The organism is Aquimonas sp. (assembly GCF_044377145.1).
Taxonomy (GTDB): domain Bacteria; phylum Pseudomonadota; class Gammaproteobacteria; order Xanthomonadales; family Xanthomonadaceae; genus Aquimonas.
In genome coordinates this window covers 26,839-40,585 of the sequence record NZ_JBILJQ010000014.1, presented here as the reverse complement: position 1 = coordinate 40,585, position 13,747 = coordinate 26,839, and the positions used below count along the sequence as shown (strand labels likewise).

The following is a 13,747-nucleotide window of genomic DNA, read 5'->3' as shown; positions in this document are numbered from 1 at the left end:
GAGAGCCCGATGGGAGACAGCTCCGAACGGCGTGTGTTGATGGGCAAGGTCGTGGGCGTGTTTGGCGTCCGCGGCCAGCTCAAGATCGAAAGCTACAGCACACCCAGAGACCAGATCGGTCGCTATCGCCCTTGGCTGATGGGACGCGACGGCGTGCTTGTCGAAGTTCGGCCGCTGGATGTGCGAGAGCAGTCCAAAACGGTGGTGATTCGTCTGCCCGGCTGTGATACCCGCGAGCAGGCGGAGCTGCGTCTCGGCGAAGAAATCTGGATCGCGAGGTCCTCGCTGCCGGCGCCTGCCGCTGATGAGTACTACTGGGTCGATCTTGAAGGTCTGCAGGTTCGCCTGCAGGACGGACGCGAGCTAGGTCGCATCTCGCATATGATCGCCACGGGCGCCAACGACGTGATGGTGGTGCAGGGCGAACGCGAGCGGCTGATCCCGTTTACTCAGGGCCACGCGGTGCTTCGCGTCGATATCGATGCAGGCTTTGTCGAGGTCGACTGGGATCCTGACTTCTAGAGCGCGGGTCGATATCGGCCAGGCCTCGCAGCGAGGAGCGCAGATGCGTATCGATGTGCTTACGCTGTTTCCGGATTTCTTTGCGGCTAGCGCTGAAGTCGGCGTGGTCGGGCGCGCTATCCGTGGCGGGCTGTTGGATCTGCAGTGCCACAATCCGCGCGATTTCACTGTCGACAAGCATCGCCGCGTCGACGACCGCACCTTCGGTGGCGGTCCGGGCATGGTGATGCAGGTTGAGCCTTTGCGCGCCGCGCTCGCGGAAGTTCGCGCCATGGCGGCAGCACCGGCTCTGGTCGTGTACCTCAGCCCTCAGGGCGAGCGACTGACCCAGCGCCGGGTTCGCCTGTTGGCTGGGTTGCCGCGACTGCTGCTGTTGTGCGGTCGTTATGAAGGCGTCGACGAGCGTCTGGTCACGCGTGAAGTCGATCTGGAGCTGTCGATCGGCGACTACGTACTGTCTGGCGGCGAACTGGCCGCGGCGGTGTTGATTGATGCGGTCGGGCGGCTGCAGGAGGGCGCGCTCAATCGAAGCGAGAGCGCGAGCCAGGACAGTTTCGAGGACGGTTTGCTGGATTGTCCGCACTACAGCCGACCGGAGCAGGATGCCTACGGCGCTGTGCCGGAGGTGCTGATGTCAGGTGACCATCGCGCTATCCAGCGCTGGCGACGGCAGCAGTCGTTGGGGCGGACTTGGCTGCGCCGGCCGGACCTGCTGTCCCGTATCACCCTGAGCGGCGAAGATCGCCGTCTGCTGGAAGAATTCCGCCTCCAATGGGCGGAGCAGAAAAACGCGGTGCGATCCTGACATCCGTTTGGAATCGCGCTACACTTGTCGACTAACTTTGCCGGTGGGTAGTGTCATGAGCAAGATCAACCAGAACATCATTGCCGAGTTCGAAGCCGCCCAGGCTTCGCGCGTACTGCCGGACTTCGGCCCGGGCGACACCGTGATCGTCAACGTCAAGGTGAAGGAAGGCAACCGCGAGCGTGTCCAGGCCTACGAAGGCGTGGTCATCGCCAAGCGCAACCGCGGCCTGAACTCCGCATTCACTGTGCGCAAGATTTCGCACGGCACCGGGGTCGAGCGCGTATTCCAGACGCATTCGCCGCTGATCGATTCGGTGGAAGTGAAGCGCCGCGGCAAGGTCCGCGCTGCCAAGCTGTACTACCTGCGTGATTTGGAAGGCCGCGCGGCGCGCATCAAGGAAGATCTGGGCGCTCGTCGCTGATCTTCGTTTTTCCCGCGACGTTAGTCGTGTGCGTGCATAGATAAGCTCAGGGCCTGCTCCGCAAGGAGCGGGCCCTGAGCGTATTTGGCTGCTTCTTGACGACTCTCATGTCCGTTCTCTTGAGCGGATTGACTTGCTCAGCAGCTGCCTGCGTCCTATCCTCAGGTACTTGTGCCGATGTTCCAAGGGGTTGCAGCATGAAGCGTCTACCGATGATGGCTCTGATCGCCTTGACGGGCCTCGCCTCGCCCTTGGCATTTGCATCGATCTGCGAAGGCGACGCGGGCATGTTGCGCAACGCATCCATCAGCGGATGGGCTGCGGGTCATGAGGATTTGGCCAGCACCGCGAACGTAGCGCATGTGCTAGGCACGCGCCCCAGCGAAGCGCTGTCCTTGAGTGCAGTGCTGCTGCGGCGCCAGCTCGCTGGCTGCGCCGAAGCTGGCGATGCGTACGCTGGCTACGTGCCGCGCACCGAACACGACAATACGCCCTGGCGCTTCAACATGGACGCGGGCAAGAAGCTGTCGGCGGCCGAGTTCGACGCTTGGATGAAGAGCCGCGGCGTGCGAGTTGCCCGCGGTCGCACCGAGCCGGCAGCTGTGCCGGTCGAAGAAGCTGCGACCGTCGCCCAGTAGGGTTTGACTGCGCTGGCGCTCAACCGACGAGGCCCGCATCTGCGGGCCTCGTGCATTTACGGGCGGGCCTCAGCGGCGCCGGAACCGATAATGCGCTACCAACCATTCGTTGCCGCCGGCGTAGCCGAACAGCTCGGCACAGGCCATCCAGAACATCCGCCAGCGCTGTGCCCAGAGCTTGGCCTCCGCAGCACCATAGACCTCACTGAACAGGCTCAGCACCTCGGCCGAATGACGGTCCTGATTTTCCAGCCAGTGATTGGACGTGCGCTGGTAGTGCTCGCCTGACAGCCGCCACTGCTGCTCGAGAACCAGGTCGTCCTGAAAATGCAGGAAGGTATCGGCGGCCGGCATCAGGCCGCCGGTGAAGAAGTTGCGGCCCATCCAGTTGTCTTCGCCTTCGACCTCGAACGGATACATCAACTCGCGGTGGCAGAACACGTGGCAGAACAGCCGGCCGTTCTCATCCAGCCAGCCGCTGATGCGTTTGAACAGCTGCTGGTAATTGCGCACGTGTTCGAACATTTCGACCGAGACCACGCGGTCGAATCGGCGTTCTCCAAGGTCAAGCACGTTGACATCGCAGGTGAGAATTTCGACGTTGCTCAGTCCGCGCTTTGTGCACTGGCCAAGGATGTGCTCGCGCTGGCTGGCCGAGTTCGACACCCCCAGAATCCGTGCTTTCGGAAAGCGCTCGGCCATCCACAAAGTGAGTGAGCCCCAGCCACAGCCAAGCTCCAGGATTCGCTGCCCATCCACCAGTTCGGCGCGCTTTCCGTAGAGCTCGAGCATCGCCTCCTCGGCTTCGTCCAAGCTCTCGCGCCCGGTCGGGTAGTAGCAGCTGCTGTACTTGAGCCGTTTGCCCAGGCTCAGCTCGAAGAAGCGCGCTGGCACCTCGTAGTGCTGTTCATTCGCGGCCGCGGTCTCGATCGCCAGTGGGCTGTTGCGCAAGCCCTCCAACAGGCTGCGAAAGCGCTCCCAGGCAGCGCTGGCGTCGTCCGAACGTTCCTCACGCAGTCGCTGAGCGCACAGGCGGCGGATACCCAGACGGGTCAGCACATCGGGCACCAGTCCACGTTCACACAGGTCGATCAGGCTCATCGGGTCTCCAGAAAAGGGCGCGCGCCACAAGGACTGCGTCCCGGGCGGATTCAGTCGTTCGGACGGCGCGGGGGCCAGGGGAGGAACATGCTGACTTCCTGCTGGTAGCGGCGGTAGGCGTCGCCGCGAGAGCGCAGCGCCTGAGCTTCGGTGTACGGGATGCCCGTGACCCAGAGAAGGGAGACCAGCATCGCAGCCGGGCCGATCAGGCTCAGCGCCCACAGTGGCGAACCCACCGCCAGCAGCACGTAGCCGAACCAGTGCAGCCACTCGAAAAAATAGTTGGGATGCCGCGACCAGTTCCACAGGCCGACTCTGCAGGTCTTGCCGCGATTGCCAGGACAGCTGCGGAACTTGGCGAGCTGCATGTCAGCGATGCTCTCGCCAGCGAGGCTGCAGGCCCAGATCGACACGCCCGCGAGCATGCTGAAAGAAAGCTCGGTGTGCGGATTCACCGCAACGGCGAGAAACGGCAGCGAAAACAGCAGAACCAGGCCCGCCTGCGCCATGAAGAAGCCAAAGAATTTGCCCTGATGGCCTTGCCAGTGTTCACGCAGCGCCTGATAGCGCCCGTCTTCGGCTTCATGCAGCACACGAGACAGCAAATGCAGGGCGAGACGTACTCCCCAGATCCCGGCCAGCATCGCTACCAGGAGCCGCGGGATCCCAGCGCCGGCGGCGAAGCTGCCATAAATCAGAGCGGTGACCGCCAGCAACGCGGCCCACGCAACGTCAACGTAGCCGGCGTTGCGGGTGCGCTGCTGCAGCCACCACGTGCCCGCCATTCCCAGCACGGCGGTGGCCGACACGATTGCCAGCAATGCGTAGACGCTCATGCGCCTGCCGCAACCGGGGCGCGGAGACGCTCGGCGAGAATCAACAACGCCGGAGTGATCGCGGCCCACACCAGCCCGATCACGGCCAAGGTCAACCACGTGCCGCCGTGCAGGTCGACGGCCTGCCAGACATCCGCCGCGACCCAGTAGGCCAAGGGTCCGCCCAGCAGCCCCAGCAGTACCGCCAGCACCGGTTTGGTCTTCAGGCCGGCCATCGAATGGTTCAGCGTCAACGCAAACGCCACCCACAGCGCGATGATCCACACCGGCGCCATCAGCGCCCAGGGCACCGGTGTCTCGAACACCAGCAGGCCGGACAGCACCAGCGCGCTATCGATCAGAAAACCTGCAACTGCGGCAATACCCATCAGCTTGAGGTCGGCGCGCGGATTCGCACTCAGCGGCACCTGCCAGGCGGCGAATACCAGTACAGCGAGCGGGCCGGCCCACCACAGGCCATTGGCGGCGCCAGCCACGGTGGCCAGCCAGACCAGCTGGAAGCAGACGACATTGGCGATGAACATCATGAGCGCAGGTCGGGCAGGTATTCGGTACGGCGACAGCGTGGCGCTGTCAGCAGCAGCTGCACATCGCCGATCGAGCGCTCGATGAAGCCGCCTTCGCAGTAACACAGGTAGAACTCCCACATCCGAATGAAGCGCTCCGGGTAGCCGAGCGCGCGCACCTCGGACAGCCTGGCCATGAAGCGCTGGCGCCAGTGGCGAAGCGTCAGCGCATAGCTGGGGCCGATGTCTTCGAGGTTGTAGAGCTTCAGATCGCTGCTGCGTGCGATCGCACCCTGCATGGCATGGATCGACGGAATGAAGCTGCCCGGGAAGATGAAGCGTTTGATGAAGTCGACTGCCCGCAGCGCCTGCGCATAGCGGTGGTCTTCAATGGTGATGGCCTGGATCAAGGCCATGCCATCGTCCTTCAGCAGGCTGCGAACCTTGCCGAAGTAGGTGTCCAGATACTGGTGCCCGATCGCCTCGATCATCTCGATCGAGACCAGCTTGTCGTAGCGGCCCTGCAGATCGCGATAGTCGGACAGCAGCACCTCGATCTTGCCTGACAGTCCGGCCTGCTGGATGCGAGTCAGCGCCAGTTCGCGCTGCTCTTTCGACAGCGTGGTGGTGGTGACGCGCACACCGTAGTGGCGCGCCGCATGGATCGCGAACCCGCCCCAGCCAGTGCCGATCTCGACCACGTGCTCACCCGGCTGCAGATCGAGCTTGCGGCAGATGCGATCGAGCTTGCGGGTGGAGGCGAGCTCAAGCGGTTCACTCGGGTCGGCGAACACCGCCGACGAATACATCATGTTCTCGCACAGGAACAGCATGAACAGATCATTGCCGAGGTCGTAGTGGGCGGCGATGTTGCGCCGGCTGCCGCTGCGGGTATTGCGCTGCAAGGCATGCCAGGCACGCAGCGCCCAGCCGCCGAAGCGCGCCAGCCCGCCCTCCATCGCATCCAGCAGATCGCGGTTGATGACCAGAATGCGAATCAAGGCGACCAGGTCATCGCAGGACCAGTGGCCGTCCATGTAGGACTCGCCTGCGCCCACTGAACCCTGCGCCGCGGCCATCCGGTAGAACGCCGGGTCGGATACGCGCATCCTGCAGCGCAGGGTCTCGCGTCCTTCGACGGCGGTGCCCAGACGCACCGAGCCTTCGGCATCCTCCAGAACGACTTCGCATTCGCGCAGGTGGCCGATCTGCTTCAGCAGCTGCGCGCGCAGGCGTCGGTCGAGGCCTCGCAGCGCCTGCAAAGGCAGGCTGTGCTGCGCGCTTTCGCCGCTCTCGCCGGCATACAGCGCGCTGGCCTCGGTACTGGAGTTCATGGGTAGGCTCATTGGGCGGGAAGTGGATTTCGGCACATGCGCGACGTCATCGACGCGATTTCGAGGGGTGATCGTAGACGGGATTGCGTCTGCACCAGATCAAGAGCGCCTGCCAGTGGATCGCCACCAGCACCCGCGCCGTCATCCAGGGATGCCGCAGCAGGCTCATCGCCAGCGCGCGCGCGCTCAGCGGCTCGCGCTGCAGGCTCAAGGTGGCATCGAAGTCGCGGCCCTCAGGCCGCTCGATGTTCATGTGGACGCGAAGGTCCTTGCCCGGCAGACCGAAGCGCCAGTCGTAGCCGCGCTCCATCGGCATGAAGGGCGAGACGTGGAAGCGCTTGTCGAAACGCCAGCGCCAGCCATCCGCGCCGACCTCGGCTGTCTCGGCCGGCAGCACGTAGCTGTGGCGTTCCTTCCATGGCGTGTTGGTGATCTCGGCGACGATGCCGTCAAGGGTCTCACCGTCGGGCTTGAAGCAGTAGTAGAAGCTGACCGGGTTGAAGCTGTAGCCGAAGTATCGAAGGTGGCTGAGCAGCCGGATCGGCCCGCTCGGGCGACGTCCGCTGACTTGCTCGAAGCGCTGGCGCACGGCCTCGTCCAGTGGCAGTGCGGGATCACCCAGGTAGTCCTCACGCCTGAACGCGGCCACGTTGCGCCGGCCGACCGACCACAGCCAGCGACCTGAAAACACCTGCTCAAGCTCGGCAAGGTCGAGATAGAGCATGAACAAGGGGTAGCGGAAGGCGTGCGGATGCGGTGCGTGCCGACGGTGCATGATCTGTCCGCGGTAGATCGCGCTCTGCAGCGGCGATGCAGGCTGCGCCGGCACTGGCGTCGCGGTCGTTGCCGCAGGCGGCCGCATCATTGCGGCCAGCGCACACCGAGCGCGCGCACCACCTCGATGCCCGAGCGAATACCGTCTTCGTGGAAGCCCCAGCCCCAGTAGGCACCGCAGTACCAGATGCCATCGACGCCGTTGATCTCGGCGCGGCGCTTCTGCGCGGCAACGCTGGCGTGGGTGTACTCGGGGTGGGCGTACTGCATGCGCGCGATGACCTTGGCCGGGTCGATCGCCGCGCTGCGGTTCAGCGTCACCACGAAGGGCTCGTGCGAGCTGATTCCCTGCAGCAGGTTCATGCAGTAGCTGACCGTGCAGTCGGCCGATGGGTCGGCCGGGATGTGCGCATTCCAGGCGGCCCAGGCACGACGATTGGGCGGCAGCAGGCTGGCATCGGTATGCAGCACTGTGTCGTTCGCCTGGTAGCGGATCGCGCCGAGGATCTCCTGTTCGCGCGCGCTGGGTGCGTCCAGCAATGCCAGCGCTTGGTCGCTGTGGCAGGCCAGCACGGCTTGATCGAAGTGTTCGCTGTAGGCGGCGGTGCGCACCTCGACACCGCCGGCTACGCGAGCGATGGAAGTGACCGCGGACGACAGCCGCGCCTCGACCCGCCAGACGCTTTCCAAGGCCGCGATATAGCGGCTGGAGCCACCCTTGACCACCTTCCACTGCGGACGGTCGCCCGCGCTCAACATGTGGTGATTGGCCATGAACTGGACCAGATAGCGCGCCGGAAACTGCAGCACACGGTCGGACGGCGATGACCACAGCGCCGAGGCCATCGGCACCAGATGCTCATCGATGAACATCTGCGAATAGCTCTGGGCCTGCAGATAGTCGCCAAGGCCCGGGCCTTCGGCATCGCCCGCCAGCAGGGCCGGCGCCTCGCGGTAGAAGCGCAGGATATCGGCCACCATCCGGTAGAACCGCGGAGACAGCAGATTGCGCCGCTGGCAGAACAATCCGCCCAGGGTTCCAGCGCTGTACTGCAGACCACTGCGGGCGTTGTGCACCGAGAAGCCCATCGTGGTCGGCTGGATCTCGACCTTGAGCTCGTCGAGCATCGCGGTCAGCAGCGGGTAGTTCGCAGGGTTGTGCACGATGAAGCCGGAGTCGACCCGGAACCGTCGACCGTCGCGTTCGATCTCATGCGTGTGCGTGTGCCCCCCGAGCCGCGACTCGGCCTCGAACAGCACCACCTGATGCTCGCGCGCCAGCTGCCAGGCGGTCGCCAAGCCGGCGATGCCCGATCCCACCACGGCGATGCGCATCTCAGTTTCCGCCGCTTCGTTTCAAGCCGGCGGGAACCGGCTTCAGATCCCAGACCAGACCGACCCAGGTCATCAGCTTGAGAGCGTAGTAGGTCAGATCGAACTCCCACCAGCGGAAGCCCTGCCGCGCCGAGCCGGGGAAGTGATGGTGGTTGTTGTGCCAGCCTTCGCCGAAGGTCAGCAGGGCCAACCACCAGTTGTTGCGACTGTTGTCGCGGGTGTCGAAACGGCGGCTGCCGATCTGGTGCGCCAGCGAGTTGATCGTCACCGTGGCGTGGAACAGCACCACGGTGGAAATGAAGAATCCCCAGATCAACAGCTGCGGGCCGGAGGTCTGCAGGCCCGGCGCGGCCTGCTCCAGCCAGCCGCCGAGCAGGAACAGGCTGGCGGCCAGCAGCACGGGCAGGAGAACATCGAAGCGGTCGATCAGGCGCAGCTCCGGAAACTTGGCGAGATCTGCAATCGCCTGAGTGTCGGTGGCGAAGGCGCCTCGGCTCAGGAACCAGCCCATGTGTGCGCGCAGGAAACCGTGCTGCACCGGCGAGTGCAAATCGCTGGCCTGGTCCGAATTGCGATGGTGGTGGCGGTGGTGCGCGGCCCACCATAGCGGCCCACGCTGCACACTCATCGCGCCGAGGGCGGCGAACAGGAACTGCACCGGCCGCGAGGTCTTGAACGCGCGGTGCGAAAAATAGCGGTGGTAGAAGCCGGTGATCGCGAACATGCGCAGGGCGTAAAGCGCCGCCGCAACCGCGACCGCGAACCACGACACTCCGACCCAGATCACGCCCAAGCAGGCGAGATGCAAACCAATGAAAGGCAATACCCGCAGCCAGTCGATGGCATCGGGGTCACCCGTGTGGGCGGGCTGCACGCTACTGTCGAACCAGCGCAGCAGGGCGGCTATCGGGGCCGCGCGGACGCGGTGACGGGCGGTGGAATCGGAGTGTTTGAGTTCGGGCATGGGCAGGATTGTGCGAACGGCCGGTGATTTCACGGTGAATCGGGCGCGCGAGACAGCTCAGCCTGCGGCACACTAACCGCCACGCGGCGTCTGACGCCAGCAAATTCAACAGGCATACGTCAGCGACTGCGGTGTGGATGCAGGCCTCCGCGGCGCGGTGCGAACGAGCCGGAACTCCGCTGATGCGCAAAGTTGTTGCTGCCAACACACCCCGCTATGGCCTCGCCCGCGTCCTTTCCAAGCGCGGCCTGTGCTCACGCACCGAGGCCGAGCGCTGGATTCGCGCCGGACGGGTGCAGGTGGCAGGCCGGGTAGTGCTTGACCCCGAGCATCCGACCGCTCTGGACGCCACAAGCATCGCGGTCGATGGCGCCGCAGCGCACGCGGTCGACTCGGTGTTTCTGGCCTTGAACAAACCCCGTGGGCTGGTGACCACAGCCCAGGACGAGCGCGGTCGCGACACCATCTATCGCTGCCTGGAAGGTCTGGATCTGCCCTGGCTTGCGCCGGCCGGGCGGCTGGACCAGGCCAGCGAGGGTCTGCTGCTGCTCAGCAACGATCCCGCGTTCAACGCCGCGGTGACCGAGCCGCGCACGCCGCTGCACAAGACCTATCACGTGCAGGTTGAAGGTCTGGCCGATGACGCACTGCTGCAGCGTCTGCGTGCGGGCGTGCTGGATGCAGGCGAGCTGCTGCAGGTGGTGCGGATCGAGCGCCTGCGCGGCGGCGAGCGCCGGACCTGGCTGGAGATGGTGCTGGACGAAGGCCGCAACCGCCAGATCCGCCGCCTGCTGGCCGCCGTCGGCCTGGTGGTGCTGCGCCTGGTGCGGGTGTCGATCGGGCCGGTCCAGCTTGGCGATCTCGCCAAGGGCGCAGTCCGCCCGCTCAGTGCCGATGAAGTCCGTCTGCTGCGCGGGGCTTAGGGCTACGCGAATCGCAGGCGGTGCGCCCGCGGTTTGGCGAAAGCCAGCCGTGCGTCGGCGTGCTGCTGCTGTCGCGCAGTGAGCTGCGCATCAGATCGCCTCACGCTGCGCACGCCAGACGCGACGCAGCGATGCATCCAGAAAGGTCCAGGCCAGAAACCGGCTCTGTTTGTTGCCCTGGGCCATGCTGAGCTCGCGCACTTCGCTCGCGCCTACCTTCTGCAGCTGTTTGCGCAGCGCCGGCAGATGCTCGGATTTCGCCACCAGGCTGGTGAACCAGCAGATCGAGTTCGCCAGCGGTGCGCTCTCGTTGATCATGCGGCGCAGGAACGAGGCCTCACCGCCGGTGCACCACAGCTCGTTCGACTGCCCACCGAAATTAAGCGGCGTCGCGGCGCGCTTGCCGATCGGCTTGCCCAGATTCCGCCACTTGCGCTGGCTGCCGCGCGCGGCCTCCTCGGCGGATGCGTGGAAGGGCGGATTGCACAGGCTGAGGTCGAAGCGCTCGCCGGCTTTCAGCACACTTGCGAACACCTGGCCGCGCAGCGTCTGCGCGCGCAGCTCGATCGCCGCAGCCAAGCCCGGATTGGCATCGACAATCTGCTGCGCGATCGCGATCGCCTGCAGGTCGATCTCGGTTCCAACGAAGCGCCAGCCGTACTCGGCATGGCCAATCAAGGGATAGATGCAGTTGGCGCCGACCCCGATATCCAGCGCGCGCACCTGATCGCCACGTGGGATCACGCCTTCATTGTCGCTGGCCAGCAGGTCGGCAAGACCGTGCAGATAGTCGGCGCGGCCCGGCACGGGCGGACACAGATAGCCCTCGGGAATCTGCCAATGGGCGATGCCGTACTGCAGGCGCAGCAGCGCCGCATTCAGCGCGCGCACCGCGGCCGGTTGGCTGAAATCGATGCTGCGTTCACCGTAGGGCGTGCTGATCAGATGCGCCGCCAGCGCCGGCGACTGCGCCAGCAGTGCATCGAAATCGTAGTGGCCCTGATGGCGATTGCGCGGGTGCAGACTGGCGCCGGTGGCGCCGACCGCCGCGCTGGGGCGCGCAGCAGGGCTTGCGCCCTGGCGTCGCGAATTGGCTGCGGGCGGGCGCGGGGGACGGCTCATGCGAGGCGGCCTGGCTGGCTTGGCATTGGGCGTCACGGGTCGAGACGGGCTCGCCAGCGTGCCTGCGCGAATCGCGCTTGACCAGCCTTGCTCGATTGCAGCCGCTGCTTCGACGCGGACCAGCAACCAAGCGTAGGGATGTCTGCGTTCTCCCACGCAGCAAGCGGCACCGCGCGCGGTCGGCGAAACGGCCGGCGCGGTCCCAGCGATGCTCCCGGTGCAGCAGCAGGGCGACGGAATGCACCAACAGCATGTGCTGGCACGAAACACCGTGTGCCCCGGCGCTGCAGCGCCAGGTGGGCGAACAAGCCCGCGATGCAGCAGGGCGAAGCCGCGAACGGCGTGGAGCGTGTGCCAGCCGCTGGATGCGATTGTCCGAGGCGTGCTGAGTATGCAAATGCGGGTTGCTGTGTGGTGGCGGAACCTCGTCGCGATCGGCGCCGGGGCGGTCGAGCGTCTCCGAGTGGGCGTCGGGTGTGCTCATGCCTGCCTGCGGTCGATCGACGCGCGCTGCGTCCTTGCCGAGTTGATCGACGTGCGCTGCCGAAACATCGCAGCGATGGCGACAAGGCTTTGGCCGTGCACCGTTGACGGTTACGATCTGCGTCCACGGGCTGCGCTGCCTCGATGCGCGCGCCGCGCGCCGACCGATGCAGTGTCGGCCCGACCCCTCACGCTTTCCAAGCAGTCCGCCCGTCACGCAGTGAGCGTGCCGCGGCCTCGCCGCCTCCAGGACACCCATGATCAACAACGACATTCTTCGCAGCGTCCGCTTCATGCTCGATCTCAGCGACCAGAAGGTGGTCGAGATCATCCAGCTGGCCAAGGCCGATTTTCCGATCGACAAGGCCGAGGTGCAGGTGCTGACCAAGAAGGAAGGCGAGGACGGCTTCGTCGAATGCAGCACCAGCGTGCTGGCGCATTTTCTGGACGGCCTGGTGATCTTCCGCCGCGGCCGCGACGACAGCCGCCCACCGCGCCCGGTCGAAAAGCACGTCTCCAACAATGTGGTGCTGAAGAAACTCCGGGTGGCCTTCGAGCTGAAGGACGTCGACATGCACCAGATCTTCGAGGATGCCGGCTTTCCGGTCTCCAAGCCCGAGCTGAGCGCGTTCTTCCGCGACCGCAGCCACAAGCACTTCCGCCTGTGCGGCGACCAGCTGCTGCGCAACTTCCTGCGTGGGCTGACCCTGCGGCTGCGGCCCGACACTGCGGCCTGAATCGGCCTCGCCGGCGCTACTCCGAGCTGAGCAGCCCGTCGACATCACCCGCGTGCTGACGGCTGACCATCGTGCACAGGGTCTGGTGGTCGTAGGTGTCCAGCAGCGCATTCAGCGCCAGCGTCTGGCGCAGAAAGTCCTCGCGCTCGCGCAGTACGTCGCGGCTCAGCTTGGCCGGCGCGAGCACGGCCTGCAGAGCGTCCTCGTTGAGCTTCAGTTCGGGGCAATGGGTGGCGGCGAACTCGCTGGTGGCGAGCACCGCCGAGGCGCGGCCGGCGGCGCTGTCGTCGAGCGCATCCTGGGCCTGGCTGCTGCCCACGGTAAAGGCGAGCAGCAGGCTGAAGCCGTGCCGGATTCGGTGCGGGCGGGCAGGGGACATGTGCACTCCGGAATGATCGGCCATGCGTGGCCGGCGCCGATCATCGCATCCGCCGGGCCGATCAGCGCATTCGCAGGTCGCGCGGGCGAGGGCAGACCGCACAGATGGATCGCGAGATCGGGCCCGCCCGCGGCGAGTACTGGCTAGCCCAGCGCGCCGCTCAGCCACACCCGCGCGCGCAGCCAGTCGCGCTGTACGGTGCGCAGGTCGATGCTCAGGGCTTCCGCAATGGCGGGTGGCTCCAGGCCGGCGAACACGCGCAATTCGATCACCCGCGCCAGCCGCGGATCGCGCGCTTCGATGTCATGCAGGGCCTGATCGAGCGCCAGCAGGGCGGCCGGATCGGCCAGCTCAGGGCAATCGGCCTCGGGTTCGTCCACCGCCAGCGCATTGCCGCGCTTGGCCGCGGAACGAGCGCGACAGTAGTCGACAAACACATGCCGCATCGTGCGCGCGCACAGCGAGATCAGATGCGATTCGCTGTCCACCGCCAGATGCCCGCCCTCTGCCACGCGCAGGTAGGCCTCATGCACGAGCGCAGTCGGCGACAGCGTGGCGGGCGCATGGCCGCGGTTGAGCTGCTTGCGCGCGACCCGCTTCAAGGTGGCATAGACCTGGGTCAGGCGTTCCGCGCTGGCGGCGGCCTTGCAGGCGGGCGAGGGTTCGGCGATGGCGAGCGTGTGGGTTTGCATGAGGGCTGCTCCGTGTTCGGTTCGTGCCGCGAGCGCGCAACGCAGGGCTTGCGCGGGCTTGGCAAGGAAGTCGAGTTTCGGCTGGCAAACCCGCCACGCTGTGTTTGCCGAGGTGCGCGAAGCGGTCAGAATGGCGGCCGCACGCGCCGCGCAAAAAATGTTTCCGAACCGG

At 65.8% G+C, this 13,747-nt stretch carries 16 protein-coding genes; 6 read left to right on the top strand and 10 right to left on the bottom strand.

The window, feature by feature from the left end; translation table 11 throughout:
* The first annotated feature begins 9 nt into the window (after window positions 1–9).
* From rimM to ACIQ7H_RS06505, 4 genes are all read left to right on the top strand, one after another.
* A complete protein-coding gene (gene rimM / locus ACIQ7H_RS06520; RefSeq protein WP_395789608.1) occupies window positions 10–522 on the top strand; it encodes a ribosome maturation factor RimM in 513 nt (170 codons plus the stop codon).
* Between the two features lie 43 nt (window positions 523–565).
* Complete coding sequence (trmD, locus tag ACIQ7H_RS06515) at window positions 566–1,327, top strand: tRNA (guanosine(37)-N1)-methyltransferase TrmD (RefSeq protein WP_395789606.1); 762 nt, start codon at window positions 566–568, stop codon at window positions 1,325–1,327.
* A 55-nt stretch (window positions 1,328–1,382) separates the two neighbouring features.
* Window positions 1,383–1,751 carry a 50S ribosomal protein L19 gene (rplS, locus tag ACIQ7H_RS06510; protein ID WP_395789604.1) on the top strand — a complete coding sequence of 123 codons (369 nt, stop codon included), beginning with the start codon at window positions 1,383–1,385 and terminating at the stop codon, window positions 1,749–1,751.
* Window positions 1,752–1,948: 197 nt separating this feature from the next.
* Window positions 1,949–2,389 carry a hypothetical protein gene (locus tag ACIQ7H_RS06505; protein ID WP_395789602.1) on the top strand — a complete coding sequence of 147 codons (441 nt, stop codon included), beginning with the start codon at window positions 1,949–1,951 and terminating at the stop codon, window positions 2,387–2,389.
* Window positions 2,390–2,458: 69 nt separating this feature from the next.
* Here ACIQ7H_RS06505 and ACIQ7H_RS06500 read toward each other — a convergent pair whose 3' ends face one another.
* From ACIQ7H_RS06500 to ACIQ7H_RS06470, 7 genes are read right to left on the bottom strand one after another with little or no spacing between them, the layout of a single operon-like run.
* Complete coding sequence (locus ACIQ7H_RS06500; RefSeq protein WP_395789600.1) at window positions 2,459–3,490, bottom strand: SAM-dependent methyltransferase; 1,032 nt, start codon at window positions 3,488–3,490, stop codon at window positions 2,459–2,461.
* A gap of 50 nt (window positions 3,491–3,540) precedes the next feature.
* Window positions 3,541–4,326, bottom strand: a complete 786-nt coding sequence (locus ACIQ7H_RS06495) for a DUF1295 domain-containing protein (RefSeq protein ID WP_395789598.1) — start codon at window positions 4,324–4,326, stop codon at window positions 3,541–3,543.
* Window positions 4,323–4,853, bottom strand: a complete 531-nt coding sequence (locus ACIQ7H_RS06490) for a DUF2878 domain-containing protein (protein WP_395789596.1) — start codon at window positions 4,851–4,853, stop codon at window positions 4,323–4,325. Before ACIQ7H_RS06490 ends, ACIQ7H_RS06495 begins: the two co-directional genes overlap by 4 nt.
* Window positions 4,850–6,166: a class I SAM-dependent methyltransferase gene (locus ACIQ7H_RS06485; RefSeq protein WP_395789594.1), complete on the bottom strand. Its 1,317-nt coding sequence runs from the start codon at window positions 6,164–6,166 to the stop codon at window positions 4,850–4,852. Before ACIQ7H_RS06485 ends, ACIQ7H_RS06490 begins: the two co-directional genes overlap by 4 nt.
* Window positions 6,167–6,212: 46 nt before the next feature.
* Window positions 6,213–7,031: a DUF1365 domain-containing protein gene (locus ACIQ7H_RS06480; RefSeq protein WP_395789592.1), complete on the bottom strand. Its 819-nt coding sequence runs from the start codon at window positions 7,029–7,031 to the stop codon at window positions 6,213–6,215.
* On the bottom strand, window positions 7,028–8,275 hold the full coding sequence (locus tag ACIQ7H_RS06475) for an NAD(P)/FAD-dependent oxidoreductase (protein WP_395789590.1): 1,248 nt from the start codon (window positions 8,273–8,275) through the stop codon (window positions 7,028–7,030). The genes ACIQ7H_RS06480 and ACIQ7H_RS06475 overlap by 4 nt, the downstream gene beginning before the upstream one ends.
* A gap of 1 nt (window position 8,276) precedes the next feature.
* On the bottom strand, window positions 8,277–9,239 hold the full coding sequence (locus ACIQ7H_RS06470; protein ID WP_395789588.1) for an acyl-CoA desaturase: 963 nt from the start codon (window positions 9,237–9,239) through the stop codon (window positions 8,277–8,279).
* A gap of 182 nt (window positions 9,240–9,421) precedes the next feature.
* Between ACIQ7H_RS06470 and ACIQ7H_RS06465 the strand changes: the two genes are divergently transcribed.
* The gene (locus tag ACIQ7H_RS06465) at window positions 9,422–10,162 is read left to right on the top strand and encodes a pseudouridine synthase (RefSeq protein WP_395789587.1); all 741 of its coding nucleotides are present in this window, start codon (window positions 9,422–9,424) and stop codon (window positions 10,160–10,162) included.
* Window positions 10,163–10,252: 90 nt separating this feature from the next.
* Here ACIQ7H_RS06465 and rlmF read toward each other — a convergent pair whose 3' ends face one another.
* Complete coding sequence (gene rlmF, locus ACIQ7H_RS06460) at window positions 10,253–11,284, bottom strand: 23S rRNA (adenine(1618)-N(6))-methyltransferase RlmF (RefSeq protein WP_395789585.1); 1,032 nt, start codon at window positions 11,282–11,284, stop codon at window positions 10,253–10,255.
* 740 nt (window positions 11,285–12,024) lie between these two features.
* On the opposite strand from rlmF, the gene ACIQ7H_RS06455 reads away from it, so the two are divergent.
* On the top strand, window positions 12,025–12,504 hold the full coding sequence (locus ACIQ7H_RS06455) for a DUF1456 family protein (RefSeq protein WP_395789583.1): 480 nt from the start codon (window positions 12,025–12,027) through the stop codon (window positions 12,502–12,504).
* Window positions 12,505–12,520: 16 nt separating this feature from the next.
* On the opposite strand, the gene ACIQ7H_RS06450 is transcribed toward ACIQ7H_RS06455, so the two are convergent.
* Together ACIQ7H_RS06450 and ACIQ7H_RS06445 are read right to left on the bottom strand one after the other, a co-directional pair.
* Window positions 12,521–12,883, bottom strand: coding sequence for a hypothetical protein (locus ACIQ7H_RS06450; protein ID WP_395789582.1), 363 nt, complete (start codon window positions 12,881–12,883; stop codon window positions 12,521–12,523).
* A gap of 143 nt (window positions 12,884–13,026) precedes the next feature.
* A complete protein-coding gene (locus tag ACIQ7H_RS06445; RefSeq protein WP_395789580.1) occupies window positions 13,027–13,575 on the bottom strand; it encodes an ECF-type sigma factor in 549 nt (182 codons plus the stop codon).
* Window positions 13,576–13,747: the final 172 nt, after the last annotated feature.